Below are 17525 nucleotides of genomic sequence, written 5' to 3'. Positions count from 1 at the left end.
GGGATCAGACCGGGATCGCCTCGATGATCGAGATCGGCGCGCTGGTGGGGACGGCCCTGGTGACCTGGAAGCCGGCCTTGGCGAACAGCTCGGTGTACTGGGCGAGCGTGCGGTCCTGGGCCCCGAGCATCAGCATCAGCCACAGGTCGATGGTGTGGCCGAGGTGTTTCTCGTTGTTCTCGGGAAGCACGTACTCGATGACCAGGAGCTTGCCGCCGGGGGCGATCGCCTCCCGCGCGTTGCGCAGCGCGGTGACGGCGTCGGCCTCGGAGAAGTCGTGGATGATGTGCTTGAACAGGTAGGCGTCGCCGCCGGCGGGCAGCTTGCCGAGGTAGCCGCCGTGCTCGATGCTCAGCCGGTCCGCGACCCCCGCCGCTTCGAAGAGCGCGGGCGAGTCGACGGTGGCGACCTCGGAGTCGTACAGCACGCCCTTGACGTCCGGCGCCTGCTGCAGGATGCCCGCCAGGAGATTGCCGCGGCCGGCGATGACGTCCACGACCGTGGTGAAGGCGGAGAAGTCGTAGGCGGCCAGGATCGGGTCGGTCTCCGACTCCGAGAGCTCACCGAACGCCTTGAAGAACACGGCCGCGTACTCGGGGGTCGCGTGGAAGAAGTCCAGCGCGCCCATCCCGCGCAGCTTGGGCAGGTTGGGCTCGCCGCTCTCCACGGTGGCCAGCAAGTGGCCCCACTCCTCGTGCAGCAGGGGGTGGCTCATCAGCAGGGCGAACCCACGCATCGAGTCCGGCGCGTCCTCACGGAGCCTGTCGGACAGCGCCGTGTGCTCGTAGCGGCCGTCGCCGCGTACCGCGAAGACCCCGTGCCCGGACAGCGCCCGCAGGATCCGGTGGGTCGCCTTCGGGTCGGATCCGACCCGCTGGGCGATCTCCTCGGCGGACAGCGGTCCGTCGGCGAGGACGTCCGCAATACCGAGCCTGGCCGCGACGGAAATCGCCTGGGTGATCACAGCACCCTGAATGAGATTGAGCAGCTCGTACGAATCGGACTGGTCACGGACCTCGGGCAATGCGGACATGGATTTCCTTTCAGAGCACCCTTTTCACGGGTTCCAGACGATAGGTCGGCGCTTCCGCGACCCGCAACTCCGGAATTACCGGAATTCCCTCGAACGTTCAACCAGGGAATTTGAGCGGTTGAACAGCACAATTCCACCGCCGCTCCACCGGCATTCCGGCCCGCCCTTGTCAGGTTGTTCCGGCCCGCCATGGAAACCGCGAGGGATCCGGATGGCGGACCCGGCACCGGCCGCGGCATCGCGGCGGGCCCCGGTGTCCGCGCGGGCGACGCACGCCCGCACCGGCCGCGGACCGACGGCCGCGATCCCACCGCCACTTCGAGGAGGCCCCGTTGCGGCACGACAGCCCGACTCCCGTGGACTTCTGGTTCGACCCGACCTGCCCCTGGGCGTGGCTGACCTCCCGCTGGATTCTCGAGGTCGCCCGGCACCGGCCGCTGGAGCTGCGCTGGCACCTGATGAGCCTGACCGTGCTCAACGAGGGGCGTGCCGACCTGCCCGAGCGCTGGCACCGGGACCTGGCCCTGCGGATGGAGCCGGTGCGGGTGTGCGCCGCCGCCGGGCAGGTGTACGGCCCCGAGGTACTGGGCCGGCTGTACACCGAACTCGGCACCCGCTTCCACCTGGAGAAGGCGCCCAAGGAGCGGTCCGTCTACGCGGCGGCCCTGGCCGCCGCCGGCCTCGATACGGGCCTGGCCGACGCGGCCGGGTCCGAGGAGTTCGACGGCGCGGTGCGCGCCTCGCACCGCGACGGCATCGGCCGGGTGGGCACCGATGTGGGCACCCCGGTCGTCGCGGTGCACGATGTGGCGTTCTTCGGCCCGGTGGTGACACCGGCCCCGCGCGGCGAGGCCGCGGTGAAGCTCTGGGACGGGGTCCTCGCCGTGGCCGGGACCGAAGGGTTCTTCGAGCTCAAGCGCACCCGCACCCGGGATCCGATCTTCACCTGAGCCCCGCGGTCGGCCCGCCCGGCCCGGTCAGCGGGCTCAGCCCGGTCAGCGGGGTGACGTGGCCAGGGGTGCGGTCCAGTTGTCGCTCAGCCAGGTCTCCAGGGAGACCAGGGCGGGCCTGCCCCGGCGCAGTTCGGCCAGGTCGGCGTGGTAGCCGTCGCGCTCGAACCAGTCGAACATGTTGGCCAGGTCGGGGCGGGCCGCGCGCAGCGGCTCGATGGGCAGCTGCCGGAAGCGGGTCGGGACGCCGGAGGCGGCCTCGAACGCCGCGGCCATCTGCGGTCCGGTCAGGACGTCCCCGGCGATCTCGACGGTCCGGCCGAGCCAGGCGTCCGGGTTCTCGAAGGCGTCCGCGGCGAACACGCCGATGTCGCTGGTCGCGATGAGCTGCACCGGGGTCCTGGGGTCCAGCCACAGGCCCAGGACGAGTTCGTCGTCCACCGGGCGGGGGGCGATGTCCAGGAGGATGTCGTGGAACATGACCGGCCGCAGCACGGTCGTCGGCAGGTCGAGCGTGGACAGGTACCGCTCGATCCTCAGCTTGCTCTCGAAGTGCGGGACGCGGGTGTCGCGGTCCGCGCCGCCGACCGAGCTGTAGACGAAGTGCCGCACCCCGGCCCGGACGGCGGCGTCGGCCACCGCCCTGCCCTGCCGCTCCTCGGCCTCGACGCCGCCGGGGCCGCGGAAGGTCTGGACGCTGAACACCCCGTGGACACCCTGCATCGCCGCGAGCAGCGACGCCTCGTCGTCCAGGTCGCCGCGGACGAGGACCGCGCCCGCCTCCTCGATCGCCCGCGCCTGTTCCTTGCCCGGGTCGCGGACCAGGGCGTGCACGGTGTGTCCGCGCCGCAGCAGTTCGCGGGCAACCGCCCCGCCCTGCCGGCCGGTACCGCCCAGCACCAGGATCGTTCCTTCAACCGCCACTGCCTGCCTCCGTGTCTTGTGCCGCGCCGGGGACCGGCCCGGCTTCGGTGATCCGTTGTGATGGCCGCGGACGGCCGTTGATCCCCCGGGGATCAGGCCGCCGGGACCGAACTCGCCCGCGGCGGCGTGCCGCGGAAGCCGGCGCCATGGTGTCGGCCGGCCCCGCCGTCCCTCCTGGGCGCGGCGGGAAGAACGGGTGCCGGCTCCTCGGTGACGGGGCGGGCCGGCGCCGCGAGCGGCAGCGCGTGACCTGCCCGACCCGCACGCGAGTCCGGGCGCGGGGCGGTGACCGTGGCTGGGTGTGGGGCCGTCACCCGGTGCGTGGCCGCGCCCGGGGCCGGGGCCGTGACCGGGGCCGTGACCGGGGCCGGCTTCGCCGCCCGTGCGTTGCGCGCTACCACGGCAGGGGTCCGTCGTCCGCCAGGCAGGCGCCCGACGGGCCCGTCTCGTCCAGCAGGGCGAGCCGGACCACGATCGCGGCCCCTTCGGCGGGGGTCCGGGAACCGCGGTGGTGGTTGATGTCGGTGGCCACCACTCCGGGCAGGGCCGCGTTGACCTTGACGGGGGTGTCCCGCAGCTCCTTCGCGTACGCGAGGGTGAGGGCGTTCAGCGCGGTCTTCGAGGACTGGTAGGCGATCATGTTGACGCCCGCCAGCGGGGAGCCCGGATCCGCATGCAGGGTCAACGACCCCACGTGGCTGGAGAGGTTGACGATGCGTCCGGCCGGGGAGCGGCGCAGCAGCGGCAGCATCGCGTGGATCACGGTGACCACGCCGAAGACGTTGGTCTCGTAGACCTCCCGCAGGTCGGCGGCCCTCGCCTCGCCGGGCGTGCCGGTGAAGCCGCCCGCGACGCCGGCGTTGTTGACCAGGATGTCCAGGCGCCCGTACCGGCGTTCGATCGTGCGGGCGGCCTCGGCCACACTGTCCGGGTCCCGCACGTCGATGCGCAGCGGTGTCGCGGTGATGCCGTCGGCGGCCAGCGCGTCGGCGGCCTGCTTGCCGAGCACCTCGTCCCGCGCACCGACGATGACGACGATCCCCTGCTCACCGAGCTGTCGCGCGGTGGCGTATCCGATGCCCTTGTTGGCACCCGTGATGAGCGCGATCTTCTCGACCGTCACGTCCTAACTTCCTTTCTCGGGGGTTCCGCCTGTCCGCGCCGGCGACGGTGTGCCGCGCGGTGTCCGGGAGGCCGGGCGGCATGTTTCGAGAATCTGAATTACGCGCGGCATGCACCGTAGTGAGAAGCGGAACGCGAAGGCATCTCCGATATTGCTGTCGCAGGGACTCCGTGTCCAAAGTGTTCACTGCCGTGTTCAAGCACGCCGATTCCGCAGTCGAACACTGAACCGGTGCCGGTGAATTCAGTTCATTGCGGTCGGACATTGCGCTGGGTAGCTTCACCATGGCCAACTATTGCCATAGTGCAGAGGCCTCAAAACAATGAAAACAACTGACGTGATAGTGGTCGGTGCGGGTCCTGTCGGCCTGATGCTGGCCGGAGAACTCCGCCTGGGCGGAGCGGACGTGAGCGTCTGGGACAAACTGCCCGCCCCGAGCGGGGACTCCCGTGCCCTCGGCTTCAACCGGCGGGCCGCCGAGTCGCTGGGACAGCGCGGGCTGCTCCCCCGCCTCGGCGCGTTCCGGTGGGGCCCGATGGGGCACTTCGGCGGGGTCCGCTTCGACCTCGGCATGCTCGACGAGGACCACAGCGGAGTGCTGGGCCTCTCGCAGGCCCGCACCGAGGAGGCGCTGGCCTCTTGGCTCGAGGAGCTCGGCGTCCCGGTGCGCCGCGGCCGCGAGGTGACCGGGCTGCGCGAGAGCGCCGAGGGCGTGGTGGTGCGCTTCGACGGTCCTGGCGGACCGGGCGAGGAGAGCGCCGCGTACGTGGTCGGCTGCGACGGCGCGGGCAGCACCGTCCGTGCGCTGGCCGGGATCCCGGCCGTCGGCTGGGAGGCCACCCGGGGCATGTACACCGCGGAGATCACCGGTGCCGCGCCGCGCCCCCGGCCCATCGGCGAGCGTCTCGCGGGCGGCAGCATGGTGGTGTGCACCCCGCTGGGCGAGGGCCGCTGCCGCATCGTCATCCACGACCCGGCGCTGCCCGCCCGCCCGGACCCCGGGGCGCTGACGTTCGCCGAGGTCGCCGGCGCGTGGCGGCGGCTGACCGGCGAGTCGATCGATGACGCCGAGCCCCAGTGGCTGTGGGCGTGCGGCAACTCCGCCGCGCTGGCGAAGGAGTACCGGCGCGGCCGGGTGCTGCTGGCGGGCGACGCCGCGCACGAGATCCCGCCGCTGGCCGCGTGGGGGCTCAGCGCCGGACTGCAGGACGCGGCCAACCTCGGCTGGAAGCTGGCGGCGACCGTCAGGGGCCGGGCCCCCGAGGGCCTGCTCGACACCTACCACGCCGAACGCCACCCCGTCGGAGGCGAGTTGATCCGCAACGCCCGGGCGGCGTCGAAGATCTACCTCGGTGAGGACGCCCTGGACCCGGTCCGTGAGGTCATGGGCGAACTGCTGGCCCACAAGGGAGCCGCCGAGCAGGCCGCCGGGATCGTCAGCGGTCTCGGCATCCGCTACGACCTCGCCAAGGGCGAGCACCCACTGCTCGGCCGGCGCATGCCACCCGAGACCGAACTCACCCTGCCCGACGGCACCCGCACCCGCGTCGCCGACCTCCTGCACACCGCCCACGGCCTGCTCATCACCACCAGCGGCAGCGGCAGCGGCGCGGTGGCCCTCCCCCACCGGCTCCCCGACCGGGTCGACGTCATCACCGGAACCTGGACCACCACCGACGACCCCACCCCCACCCCCGACACCGTCCTCGACGCGGTCCTCATCCGCCCCGACGGCTACGTCGCCTGGACCTCCCCCGGCACCACCGACGACCTCACCCAGGCCCTCGACCGCTGGTTCACCACCAGCCCCAGGCCTCCGGCCCGCGGACGGGTCACCGCCTGCGGTATCGACCGCTGAGGAGCACACAGATGACCAGGGATGTGATCGTCGTCGGCGCGGGCCCGGTCGGGCTGATGCTGGCGGGCGAACTCAAGCTCGGCGGCGTGGACGTCGTCGTCCACGAGCGGCTAGCCGCCCCGGCGCGGGAGTCGCGCGGCGCGAGCTTCACCAAACGCACCGCCGAATGTTTCGACCAGCGGGGCCTGCTCGGCCGGCTCGGCGAGACCGAGCCCGCCGACAGCCACTTCGGCGGGGTGCCGATCGATCTGGGCCTGCTGGCGGAGGACCACTACGGGCACCGGGGGATCTCCCAGTTCCGCACCGAGCGGATGCTGGAGGACTGGGTGGACGAACTCGGCGTGCCCGTCCTGCGCGGCAGCGAGGTGACCGGCTTCAGCGAGAGCCCCGAGGGCGTCGTGGTCTCCTTCGAGGGCCCGGACGGACCCGGCGAGGAGAGCGCCGCCTATCTGGTCGGCTGCGACGGCGGGCGCAGCTTCGTCCGCAAGCTGGCCGGGATCGGCTTTCCCGGCTCCGAGGGCCGGCGCGGCTTCCTGACGGCCGACGTCACCGGGATCGACACCCGCAAGCGGCGTATCGGCGAGAACCTGCCGGGCGGCAGCATGGTCATGGCGATGGACCTGGAGAACGGGGTGACCCGGGTCGTCGTCCACGAAGCCGGCACGCCGCCGCGTGACCGTGACTCCCTGACCTACGACGATCTCGCCGACGCCTGGCAGCGGCTCACCGGGGAGGACATCCACCACGGGCGGTGCCGCTGGATCAGCTGCTTCACCGACGCCTCGCGGGCCGCCGACCGGTACCGGCACGGCCGGGTGTTCCTGGCGGGCGACGCCGCGCACGTGCAGCCTCCGGCCATGGCGCAGGGACTGAGCGTGGGCGTGCAGGACGCGGTGAACCTCGGCTGGAAGCTGGCGGCGGCGGTCAGGGGGCGGGCTCCCGAGGGCCTGCTCGACAGCTACCACGGTGAACGCCGGCCCGTCGGCGCGCAGTTGGCGCGCAACGCGCGGGCGGCGATCGAGCTGCGGCTCACCGGCGAGGACATGGACCCGGTCCGTGAGGTGATGGGTGAGCTGGTCGCCCACCGGGACGCCGCCGGCCACCTGGCCGGGATGCTGAGCAACCTCGGTATCCGCTACGACCTCGCCAAGGGCGAGCACCCGCTGCTCGGCCGGCGCATGCCGCCCGAGACCGAACTCACCCTGGCCGACGGCACCCGCACCCGCGTCGCCGACCTCCTGCACACCGCCCACGGCCTGCTCATCATCACCACCACCAGCGGCAGCGGCAGCGGCAGCGGCAGCGGCAGCGGCAGCGGCAGCGGCAGCGGCAGCGGCAGCGGCAGCGGCACGATAGCCCTCCCCCACCGTCTCCCCGACCGGGTCGACGTCATCACCGGAACCTGGACCACCACCGACGACCCCACCCCCGACACCGTCCTCGACGCGGTCCTCATCCGCCCCGACGGCTACGTCGCCTGGACCTCCCCCGGCACCACCGACGACCTCACCCAGGCCCTCGACCGCTGGTTCACCACCAGCCCCGAACCCGGGGCCGGCACGCCCTAGGAGCTCTCGACCGGGGGTCCAAGGCCCCCGGCCAGACTGCCAAAACCTGCTCCGACGCCGGGCGCCGGCGCCGGGACGGCCTCGACGACACTAACCATGAAGGATCTGGTGGAATGGCTGGCACCGAACGGGATCAGGCGAGTGGAAAGCCCCATGTGGTCATCATCGGGGGTGGTATCGCGGGACTGGCGGCGGCGTTCTATCTGCGCAACGAGCCGGTCCGGGTGACGGTCCTGGAGGGATCGTCACGGATCGGCGGGAAGCTGTCGGTCTCCGAGGTGGCGGGCGTCGCGGTCGACGAGGGCGCCGAATCGCTGTACGCCAACCGCCGCAAGACCACCGGGCTGGTCAAGGAGACCGGGCTCGGCGAGCAGATCATGTCGGCGGGCGTCACCGCGTCGGCGATCTGGACCCGGGGCCGGATCCGGCAGCAGCCGGACCGTCAGTTCATGGGCGTGCCCTGCGACCTGGACGGCCTGGCCCGTTCCGGCGTGCTGTCCGCGGCGGGGCTCGACCGGGCCCGCCAGGACCTGGTGCTCGCGCCGTCCGAGCGGGACGGCGACGTCTCGGTCGCGGCCCATGTCGCGGGAAGGCTCGGCCAGGAGGTCGTGGACCGCCTCGTCGACCCGTTCCTCGCCGGGGTGTTCTCCGGCCGCGCCGAGGACCTGTCGTTCGAGGCCACGCTGACCCCGCTGGCCAAGGCCTCCCGCACGCACGTCTCGCTCGCGGACGCGGCGGGCTCGCTGACGCCCCCGCTCGCGCCGGGGGAAAAGCCGCCGCCGGTCAGCGTGGCGACCCTGGACGGCGGGTTCGGTTCGCTGCCCCCCGCGCTCGTGCGGGAGGTACTGGCCGCCGCGCCGGACGCGTCCGTACGCACCGGGGCGGGCGTGCGCACGCTCACCCGCACCGCCGGCGGCTGGCGGCTGACCGTGGGCCCGGTCACCGGCCCGGAGCACATCGACGCGGACGCCGTCGTCGTCGCCGTCCCGGCCGGCCCCGCGAGCAGCCTTCTCGCCGGCATCTCCGGAACCGCCCCGGCCGTCTCGGCGCTGGCCCAGGTCCCGTACGCGAGCGTGGCGATGGTCACGCTCGCCTACCCGCGCGCGGCGTTCCCCGGCGGGCTCTCGGGCCGCGGATACGCCGCCTACCGGGTGCCGGCGGTGGAGAAGAAGGCCGTCAAGGAGGTCACCTTCACCACCGTGAAGTGGCCGCACCTGGCGGGCGAGGTGGAGATCGTGCGCTGCTCGCTCGGGCGTTTCGGCGAGGAGCACCTGCTGCTGCGCGACGACGCCGATCTCGTCGCGCTGGCGACGGCCGAACTCGCCGAGGCCACCGGGGTGACCGGTGTCCCGGTGGCGAGCAGGGTGAGCCGCTGGCCCGACGCCCTGCCGCAGTACACCGTCGGTCATCTGGAGCGGGTGCGGCGGATCCGTGAGGCGGTGGCGGCCCAGCCCGGACTCGCGGTGTGCGGCGCCCTGTACGAGGGGGTGGGCGCCGGGGTGTGCATGGCCACCGCGCGCAAGGCCGCCGACCAGGTCCTGGCCTGGCTGAGGTCGGACGCCGCCGCGCGGTCCGTCGCGGCCGGAGTCTGAGCCGGTCCGCAGCGCAGGTCCGCCCGCAGGCGGGCTGTGTCGAGAGCGCAGAAAAGAGGGGGGCCGTGCCCGGCGATCGGGCACGGCCCCCCTGTTCGGGATTCCGGCGTGTTCAACGGTCCAGGACGGCGGCGAACACCTCGGTGAGGATCTGCTCCGGGTCCTCGCCGGCACCCGTGGCGCGCCAGGCGACGTGCTGGTCGGGGCGCACCAGGAGCGCGCCGGCGTCGCTGATCTCCCCGACGGCCTCCCATCCGCCGTCCACGTCGGCGAACTCGGCGCCGTCACCGATGCGGGCCGTGACGACGGGGACGGAGAACTTCTGCGCCGCCTTCGCGGCCGCCTCGCACCACGGTGCGCCCTGCGGGCCGGTGATCAGTGTGAAGCCGGTCGGGGTGGTGAGGTCGAGCGTGGACAGGCGTTCGCCGTCCCGGGTGATCCAGGCGTGCGGCAGCCGGTGCCCGGGGCGGGACGTGGGCCGGTGCACATCGCGCATGGGCACGCGTGCCGGCGGCTCGCTGCCGTCGGGGACGATCGCGCCCTGCTCGTAGGCGAAGCCGACCTCCATGTCGAGCGACTGGCATCCGCCGCGGTGGGTGTGGAACATCTCCAGGGCGCGGGTCCGCACGGTGTCGCCGAGCGGGGACGGGTCGAAGTAGGCCTTCAGCCGCTGTCCGCGGCGCCCGGCGGGGATGTTGTGGCCCACCCCGATGGCGTCCATGAGCGCCTGGTGGTGGACGGCGGCGGAGGTCGCCCAGTCGACGTTCTCCCGGCCCACGGGCCGGCGTTCGGCCTCGTAGGTGTCGATCAGGCTGTCGGGGGCGCGGCCGCTGAGCACCGCGGCCAGCTTCCACGCGAGGTTGTGGACGTCCTGGATGCCGGTGTTGAGGCCGAGTCCGACGGCGGGCGGCTGGCGGTGCGCGGCGTCACCGGCTATCAGGACCCGGCCGACCCGGTAGCGGTCGGCGAGGTGCGCGTGCACGATCCAGTCCGTCACCTTGTGCACGCTCACCTCCAGGTCCGGCAGGCCCAGGAGTTCACGGATGCGGGGGATGACCGTCTCGGTGTCCCAGCGGCCGGGCGGGCCGGGGGCGAAGTGCAGGCCCCACTGCTCGCAGGCCTTGCCCCAGCTCGGTCCCATCTCGATGAGGTTGCTGGACAGGTCGGGGTCCTCGGGGCTGAGGAAGTGCGTGATGAGGGTGCCTTCCTCCCACCACTGGGACAGATCGGCGGAGAAGTACGCGGTGGTGGTGTTGACCAGCGAGGGCGGTCCCTGCATCTGGATGCCGACCGCGGGCCCGACCATGCGGCCGCCGTCGGCGCCGATGAGGTACTGCGCCTTGACGGTGGTGGTCTCACCGGTCTCGGTGTCGCGGATCTCGGCCAGGACGTGGTCGCCCTCGTCGGAGAACGTGGTCACCTCGTGGTGGAACAGGACGCGGCCGGGGCCGCGCTGTTCCGCGTGGCGGCGCAGGATCGGCTCCAGCCACATCTGCGGCAGCTTGGCGGGCAGGACGGGCCCGACCGCCGCGTAGCTCTCGCGCAGTTCTCCGCCGCCGAAGGCATCCATCTCATGGATCAGACGGCGGTCCATCGGCCCGTCGCCCGCGAGCGTGGTCTGCCAGCGCACCTTGCCGAACAGTTCCAGCGGCGCCGCCTCGGCGAACACGTCGTCGGCGATGCCGTGCCGGCGGAAGATCTCCATCGTGCGCTGGTTGAGATAGTGCGCCTTCGGAATCCTCGATGTGTCCGGGTGCCGTTCCACCAGCAGATGATCGACGCCCTGGTCGGACAGGAAGACGGAGGCGGACAGGCCGCATCCGCCGCCGCCCACGATCAGGACCGGAACCTCGATGGCTCCCATATTCGCCCCTCCAGAATTGACAGACGCCTTGCCTGTCGCAGCCTGTCAAAGCGCTCTTCAGCGCCGGTCAAGAACGACTGGACCTCGCCGCCGCCGGGTCGCGTCATTCCGGGTCCGCGGCCACCCGCCACGGCACCCTGCCGCGTGCCGCGTGCCGTGTGCCGTGTGCCGTGTGCCGTGTGCCGTGTGCCGTGTGCCGTGTGCCACCGGCGCCGTGGTGCCCGCCGCGTCCCGGCGGGCACCGCACGGCGCCGAGCGCCGTCGGTCACTCCGTGCGCAATGCCGTGGCCGTACGGACCTTGGCCGCCCAGCCCGCCGGGGCCGTCGCGCCCAGCAGGGCGACGAGCACCCCGGCCAGGCCCAGCAGCGCCAACTGCGAGGTGTCGTACACGTCGAGGACCGACGGCGGCAGGCGGGTGCCCGCGGCCTCTCCCATGACCGGCAGCACGTAGCCGTGCAGTGCGAACCCGGCCGGGACGCCGATCAGAGCGCCGACCACGCCGATCCCGGCCACCGACGCGAGCACGAGCCCCACCGTCTGGCGCGGGGACATGCCGAGCGCCTTGCACACTCCCAGGTCGTGGACGCGTTCGCGGGTGTCCAGGACCACGGAGTTGAGCACTCCGAGGCCCGCCACGGAAACCAGCATCAGGGTGAGAAGGCCGGCCATCGCCTCCAGCACGAGGATCAGGTTCTCCCCCTTCGGGTCGAAGTCGGCGATGGCGTCTGCACCCAGCGGCTCGATCACCTCGCCGAGTTCGCGGGCGTAGTCGGCCGGGGAGACCCCCGGCTTCACCTCGATGAGGAAGACCCCGGGCTTCACCGAGGCGAAGCTGTCGAGATCCGCGTGGACCCGCATGCCGTCGTCCGACGTGTCGAAGGCCTCGCCGACGATCCGCAGGCGCACGGTCTCCTTCTTGAAGGTCACCCGTACAAAGTCGCCGATCCTGGTGCCCGTCCTCTCCAGGAAGCGGGTGGGCACCACGACCTGGCCCCGCCCCTCGATCCAGTGGCCGGCGATCATCTCGTAGCCGCCGGGGCGTGAATCACCCTGGTAGAGGCCGGCCCGGACGGTGCCGGAGATCCCGGACACCGTGGCGTCCCCCTGCGCCATGCCGTAGTACGAGGCGGTGCCGGGCTGAGCGGCGATCGCGGCACGCACCGCCTCCGGATCGGCCGACGCCTGCTCCTGGTCCGCCCCCGGGGCGGCGGACGTTCCCTCGGTGCCGGCCGAGGGCTGCGCGGGCTTCTTCTCCACCCGCTGCCCGGAATCCGAGCCGGGTCCGCCACTGATTGCGGTGACATCGGCGCGGCTCTCGGGATCCTGCGCGCCGGCCACCGCGTTGAGGGACTGCGTCAGTCCCACCGCGAACGTCGCGGCCACCGTCCCGAAGGTCACCGCGAGCACCATCGCGACGGCACGCACAGGGTGCGCGAAGGGACTCGCGAGGCCGTACGTCACCGGCCTGGGCAGCGGCAGCCGTCCGGCCGCCCGGTGCGCCCACTGGCCGCGCGCGGAGCGCGGCGCCCTGCCGACGGCGATCGCCTCGACCGTACGCAGCCTCCCGGCCCGCAGCGCGGGCACCAGCGCCGCGATCCCGACCACGAGCAGCGCACAGGCCGGCACCACGACATCCACCCACCAGGCCACCGAGAGCGACACCGTGCCGTACACGGACTCGGTGTCCGCGAGCAGCGGCACGGCCAGCAGGTTGCCCAGGACGACACCCAGCGCGATACCCGCCCCGGCCGGGATCAACGCCTGGGCCACATAGGCCCGTACGACCTCGCCCGGGGTGAATCCGATGGCCTTGAGGATGCCGATGCGGCGCAGACCTGTGCCGACGGCGCCGCTGATCACACTGCCGACGATGATCACCGACATCACGATGCCGAGCACGCCGAACGCGAACAGGAACGGGATCGTGGCCGCCGCGCCCTGATCGGCGGCACGCTTGGTGTCCAGCCAGGACTGGGTACCGGCCAGCGCCCCGGAGGGCAGTGCGGCGGCGAGCTTCTTCCGGTCGTCCGCGATCTGCGACTTCGTCCCCGCGGAGTCGAAGCGGTAGAGCATCTGGCTCGTGAGGCCGCTGTCCCCGGTCGCCAGCGACCTGACCTGAGCGGGAATCGCCCAGACGTCGGCGCTCGCGCCGGCCGACAGCGCGAAGCCGACGACGGTCAGCGTCCGCGCGTCCGTAGCGTCGGAACTCATCAGTGTCGAACCGAGCTTGAGGAACTGGCCGGAGAACGAGGCGGACAGCACGATCTCACCGGACGTGCGAGCCCACCGGCCCGACTTCAGCTCCAGTTCGTCCACGTCGCCGCCGGGAGCGGACCGTCCCACCAACGTCAGCGCGGGCAGGTGTCCGCCGTCCCGGCCCACCGGGCTGATCGTCGTGGCCGGGAAGGGCCCCGCGCCCGCCGTGACCCCGTCCAGGCGGCGGGTGCCCGCCAGCTGAGCCGCGCTCACCCGGTCCGGGTCGAACTCCGCGGTCAGGTGCGCGCCGTGCTGCTGCGCGAAGGCACGGTCGAAGGGAGCGTTCGTGGCGACCATGAGGGACCCGGCGACCACGGCCGAGGCCACCGCCATCATCGTGGCCACGACGATCACCAGCGTCTGGACGCGTCGTCTGCCGACCCCGGAACGCACGACCCGCCCCAGCGCGCCGCCGCCGAACCGGCTCATCGGACGGGCTCCGCGTGCGTGTCGACGGCGACGCGGCCGTCCACCAGATGGATCGTGCGGTGCGCGCACGCCCGGGCCAGCTCCAGGTCGTGCGTGACCAGGACGACGGTCTGGCCGCCGCGGTGCAGATCCACGAGCAGCTCCCGTACCTCCTGCCCCGACGCGGTGTCCAGCGCGCCGGTCGGCTCGTCGGCGAGCAGCAGGGCGGGCCTGTTCACCAGGGCCCGTGCCACCGCGACCCGTTGGCGTTCGCCGCCGGACAGCCGCCCCGGGTAGGCGCGGGCGTGCTTCTGGATTCCCAGCACCTCCATCAGCTCCCCGGCACGGGACGCCGCGGCCCGGCGGGCGGTCCCGGTCAGCTGGGCGGGAAGCTGGATGTTGTCGGCGACGGTGAGGTCGTCGAGCAGATTGAAGAACTGGAAGACCATGCCGATCCGTTCGCGGCGGAACCGGGCCAGCGCGTGCTCGCTCAGCCGGTCGATGCGCTGCCCGGCCACGGTCACGGTGCCCTCGCTCGGCCGGTCCAGACCAGCGACGAGGTTGAGCAGCGTGGATTTGCCGCTGCCGGAGGGACCCGTCACGGCCAGGGCCTCGCCCTGGGCCACACGGAGGTCGACCGGTCCCAGCGCCGCGGCGTCGGCGCCGCCGTACCGCTTGGCCACGCCCTCCAGTTCGATCACCTGAGTCATCGGGATTCCTCCGTGGATACCCCGGCCTTGAGGCCGGGGAGGAAATGGACTCCTGCGGAGCAGGGCAGGGAGAGCCGGATCGCCGTCAGGGCGATTCGGTGTTTGCCGACCTTCGGCCGACGCCCGCAGCTCGCACAGGAACTGACAGAATGTGGGGCATGGCGCAGCAGGTGAAGCGGGCGTTCAAGTACCGCTTCTATCCGACAGACGAGCAGGCTGCGGAGCTGTCGCGTACGTTCGGCTGCGTCCGCCTCGTCTACAACCGGGCGCTGGAGGAACGCACCCGCGCCTGGTGTGGCGAGCAGCGCCGCGTCTCCTACGTCCAGTCCTCCGCCGCACTGACCGAGTGGAAGAAGACCGAGGAACTCGCCTTCCTGAACGAGGTGTCCTGCGTCCCGCTGCAACAGGCACTGCGCCACCTTCAGACGGCGTTCGGGAACTTCTTCGCCAAGCGGGCCAAGTACCCGCGGTACAAGAGCCGGAAGAAGTCCCGTGCGAGCGCGGAGTACACCCGCTCCGCCTTCAAGTGGTGTGACGGGCGCCTGACGTTGGCGAAGATGACGGCGCCGCTGGACATCCGCTGGTCGCGCCCGTTCCCAAAGAGGGCGGAGCCGACCACGGTGACCGTCTCCCGCGACAGCGCGGGGCGTTGGTTCGTGTCCCTGTTGTGCGTGGGCACCATCGCCCCTGCCCCGGCCACGGACGCGGCGGTCGGTATCGATGCCGGGATCACGTCGCTGGTGACCCTGTCCACCGGGGAGAAGGTCACCAACCCCAGGCACGAGCGCCGCGAGCGGACCCGGCTCGCGAAGGCTCAGCGGGAACTGTCCCGCAAGGCCAAGGGCTCGAACAACCGAGAGAAGGCCCGCCGGAAGGTTGCCAAGGTCCACGCTCAGATCACCGACCGCCGCCGCGACTTCCTGCACAAACTCAGCACTCGTCTCGTCCGTGAGAACCAAACGGTCGTGATTGAGGACCTCAGCGTCCGCAACCTGCTCAAGAACGGCAAGCTCGCGCGCGCCGTCTCGGACGCGTCGTGGACGGAACTGCGCTCCATGCTGGAGTACAAGTGCGCCTGGTACGGGCGCGAACTCGTGGTGATCGACCGCTGGTTCCCCAGCTCGAAGCTGTGCGGTGCCTGCGGCACAGTCCGTGAGAAGCTGCCGCTGAACCTCCGCGCGTGGACGTGCGACTGCGGCACCGTCCATGACCGTGACGTGAACGCGGCACGCAACATCCTGGCCGCCGGGCTGGCGGCGTCTGCCTGTGGAGATGGTGTAAGACCTCAACGGGAGTCCTCTCGGACGGGGCGGTCGTCGGTGAAGCAGGAAACCCAGCGGGCGACCGCTGGAATCCCCCGCCGTCAAGCGGGAGAGGAAGTCAAGGGTGTGTCCGTCCTTCGTGCGTGGTGGTCGGGAGGCCGATGCCCTGTGCAGGCCCGGTGAACGTACGGGCGGACGCCGGCGCGGCGCGTCGGCCGCGGCACCGACATCGGGCCCTCCCCGCGAAGGACCCGGCGGCGGGGTCATCCCCGAGGAGTACTCCTGGCGGGCAGGGGCCCCGGGCGCGCAGGCGGACGCGGACCCGTGCCGCGGGGCCACACAATGTGCGGATGGAGACGGAGGCGCCGTACGGGCGGCCGCGTGACGCGCCGTGGGCGGGCGCATGGCGGGAGCGGGCCGGCGACGTGCTGCGGCCGGGGACGTGGTGGGCGCACGTCCGCGCCGTGCTGCGGCCGGAGGGTGAGCCCGCCCCGCTGTCCCGGCGGGCGGTGCGCGTGGACGTGGTGCTGGCACTCGTGCTGACCGTCGTCGCGCTGGTCGTGGCGGCGCGCTACCCCGGGGACGGGCCTGTACGGATCAGCTCCAAAGTCGTGTCCGAGAGCCGGGGCGCGCTCCCGTACCCGGAGCGGCCCGCGGCCCCCGGCCCGGAGGCCATGTACAACCCGCGGTCCTCCGCGCCCTGGGTCCTGGTCGTGCTGTCGGCGCTGCCGCTCGTGGCCAGGCGCAGGTATCCGCTGCTCGCGTTCGGGGTGGTGGCCGCCGCCGCGCTGGCCATAGGTGACAGCGTCTCCTGGATCAACGTGCTGACCTGCAGTATCGGCGCGTACGGGGCCGTCGCGCACAGCCGCTACCGGACACGGGCGATGGCCGCGCTGATCGTCGCCGCGGTCCTGGCGGGTGTCGCGTTCCGGGACTCGGACCCCGTGCTCCCCGGCTGGTCCAGCCCCGCCGTCGTGCTCCTGGTCGTCGGGGTGCTGGCCAGCCTCGTCCGCTTCGGGCGCCTGCGGCTGGAGGCCAGCCGCAAACGCTTCACGGACCTCCAGCAGACCCAGGAGAAGGCCATGCGCCGGGCCGTCGAGGAGGAGCGCGCCCGGATAGCCGCCGAACTGCACGACGTCGTCACCCACAATGTGAGCGTGATGGTCATTCAGGCGGGCGCGGCGCGCAAGGTGATGGACGCGGCCCCCGAGCGGTCCAAGCAAGCCCTGCTGGCGGTGGAGGCCGGCGGCCGCGCCGCCATGGCCGAACTCCGTCATGTGATGGGCCTGCTCGCGGGCCCGGACGCGGGCGCCGACAGCCCCGCCGACGGCCTGGAACCGCAGCCCGGCCTCGGACAGCTCGACGCCCTCGCCGACAGGGTGCGGGCCGCCGGGACCCCGGTGGGCCTGACGGTGTCGCTGCCTCCCGGGCCGCTGCCGCCCGGGGTGGAACTCACCGCGTACCGCGTCGTCCAGGAGGCGCTCACCAACACGATCAAGCACGCGGCGGGCGCCGGTGCGGCGGTGGCGATCGGCTTCACCGGCTCCTGGCTTCAGATCGAGGTGACCGACACGGGAGCCGTCCGGGACTCGCCCGCGGTGGACGGCAACGGCCGCGGACTGATCGGGCTGCGCGAGCGGCTCGCGGTCTACGGCGGCGAGCTCACCGCCGGGCCCACCCTCACCGGCGGATACCGGGTCACGGCCCGGGTCCCGTGGGAGACGGTTTGAATCCTCCCCCAGCCAAAGGCAGGGGGATTCCTGGCTCACACTGCCTGCGGGTCAGCGACCCGGCAGGTCTTCCGCGATCAACACCAGCCGGGTTGAAACCAGCCCGGTTCGACACAGCAAAGCGTGGAGGTGCAGGTGCTGTCTTGGCTCTCGATCAGCACGGTGTGCGCGCTTGGTTCTCGCACCGCACGGCGTGCACCGTGCCCAATCAGGGGGACGGTGTTTCGCCCTGGAGGCGAAATCCCG

12 protein-coding genes are annotated in these 17525 nt (G+C 72.4%); 6 read left to right on the top strand and 6 right to left on the bottom strand.

The window, feature by feature from the left end:
* Nucleotides 1-4: 4 nt before the first annotated feature.
* A complete protein-coding gene (locus ACWD68_RS32870; RefSeq protein WP_451810103.1) occupies nucleotides 5-1033 on the bottom strand; it encodes a methyltransferase in 1029 nt (342 codons plus the stop codon).
* Nucleotides 1034-1365: 332 nt separating this feature from the next.
* On the opposite strand from ACWD68_RS32870, the gene ACWD68_RS32865 reads away from it, so the two are divergent.
* The gene (locus tag ACWD68_RS32865) at nucleotides 1366-1983 is read left to right on the top strand and encodes a mycothiol-dependent nitroreductase Rv2466c family protein (protein WP_451810102.1); all 618 of its coding nucleotides are present in this window, start codon (nucleotides 1366-1368) and stop codon (nucleotides 1981-1983) included.
* A gap of 45 nt (nucleotides 1984-2028) precedes the next feature.
* Here ACWD68_RS32865 and ACWD68_RS32860 read toward each other — a convergent pair whose 3' ends face one another.
* Both ACWD68_RS32860 and ACWD68_RS32855 read right to left on the bottom strand, forming a co-directional pair.
* Nucleotides 2029-2907: an NmrA/HSCARG family protein gene (locus ACWD68_RS32860; protein WP_451810101.1), complete on the bottom strand. Its 879-nt coding sequence runs from the start codon at nucleotides 2905-2907 to the stop codon at nucleotides 2029-2031.
* A 394-nt stretch (nucleotides 2908-3301) separates the two neighbouring features.
* Entirely contained in the window at nucleotides 3302-4030 is a 729-nt protein-coding gene (locus ACWD68_RS32855; RefSeq protein ID WP_451810100.1) for an SDR family oxidoreductase, read from the bottom strand.
* 337 nt (nucleotides 4031-4367) lie between these two features.
* Here ACWD68_RS32855 and ACWD68_RS32850 point away from each other — a divergent pair, with 337 nt between their 5' ends.
* The 3 genes from ACWD68_RS32850 to hemG all read left to right on the top strand — a co-directional run bounded on the left by ACWD68_RS32850 (nucleotide 4368) and on the right by hemG (nucleotide 9048).
* Entirely contained in the window at nucleotides 4368-5888 is a 1521-nt protein-coding gene (locus ACWD68_RS32850; RefSeq protein WP_451810099.1) for an FAD-dependent monooxygenase, read from the top strand.
* Nucleotides 5889-5899: 11 nt separating this feature from the next.
* Nucleotides 5900-7456, top strand: coding sequence for an FAD-dependent monooxygenase (locus ACWD68_RS32845; protein ID WP_451810098.1), 1557 nt, complete (start codon nucleotides 5900-5902; stop codon nucleotides 7454-7456).
* 113 nt (nucleotides 7457-7569) lie between these two features.
* Nucleotides 7570-9048, top strand: coding sequence for a protoporphyrinogen oxidase (gene hemG / locus ACWD68_RS32840; RefSeq protein ID WP_451810097.1), 1479 nt, complete (start codon nucleotides 7570-7572; stop codon nucleotides 9046-9048).
* A gap of 112 nt (nucleotides 9049-9160) precedes the next feature.
* Here the strand turns inward: hemG and ACWD68_RS32835 are convergent, their stop codons facing one another.
* From ACWD68_RS32835 to ACWD68_RS32825, 3 genes are all read right to left on the bottom strand, one after another.
* On the bottom strand, nucleotides 9161-10912 hold the full coding sequence (locus ACWD68_RS32835; protein WP_451810096.1) for an FAD-dependent monooxygenase: 1752 nt from the start codon (nucleotides 10910-10912) through the stop codon (nucleotides 9161-9163).
* A gap of 265 nt (nucleotides 10913-11177) precedes the next feature.
* The gene (locus ACWD68_RS32830) at nucleotides 11178-13598 is read right to left on the bottom strand and encodes an ABC transporter permease (protein WP_451810095.1); all 2421 of its coding nucleotides are present in this window, start codon (nucleotides 13596-13598) and stop codon (nucleotides 11178-11180) included.
* Nucleotides 13595-14287, bottom strand: a complete 693-nt coding sequence (locus ACWD68_RS32825; RefSeq protein WP_451810094.1) for an ABC transporter ATP-binding protein — start codon at nucleotides 14285-14287, stop codon at nucleotides 13595-13597. The genes ACWD68_RS32830 and ACWD68_RS32825 overlap by 4 nt, the downstream gene beginning before the upstream one ends.
* Nucleotides 14288-14445: 158 nt before the next feature.
* On the opposite strand from ACWD68_RS32825, the gene ACWD68_RS32820 reads away from it, so the two are divergent.
* Both ACWD68_RS32820 and ACWD68_RS32815 read left to right on the top strand, forming a co-directional pair.
* The gene (locus tag ACWD68_RS32820) at nucleotides 14446-15732 is read left to right on the top strand and encodes an RNA-guided endonuclease InsQ/TnpB family protein (RefSeq protein ID WP_451810093.1); all 1287 of its coding nucleotides are present in this window, start codon (nucleotides 14446-14448) and stop codon (nucleotides 15730-15732) included.
* Nucleotides 15733-15899: 167 nt separating this feature from the next.
* A complete protein-coding gene (locus ACWD68_RS32815) occupies nucleotides 15900-17279 on the top strand; it encodes a sensor histidine kinase (RefSeq protein ID WP_451810092.1) in 1380 nt (459 codons plus the stop codon).
* The last annotated feature ends 246 nt before the right edge of the window (nucleotides 17280-17525 follow it).

It is taken from the genome of Streptomyces sp. NPDC005141 (assembly GCF_053599975.1).
The sequence above is the reverse complement of the archived record's forward strand: the minus strand, read 5'-3'. Positions and strand labels throughout refer to the sequence as shown.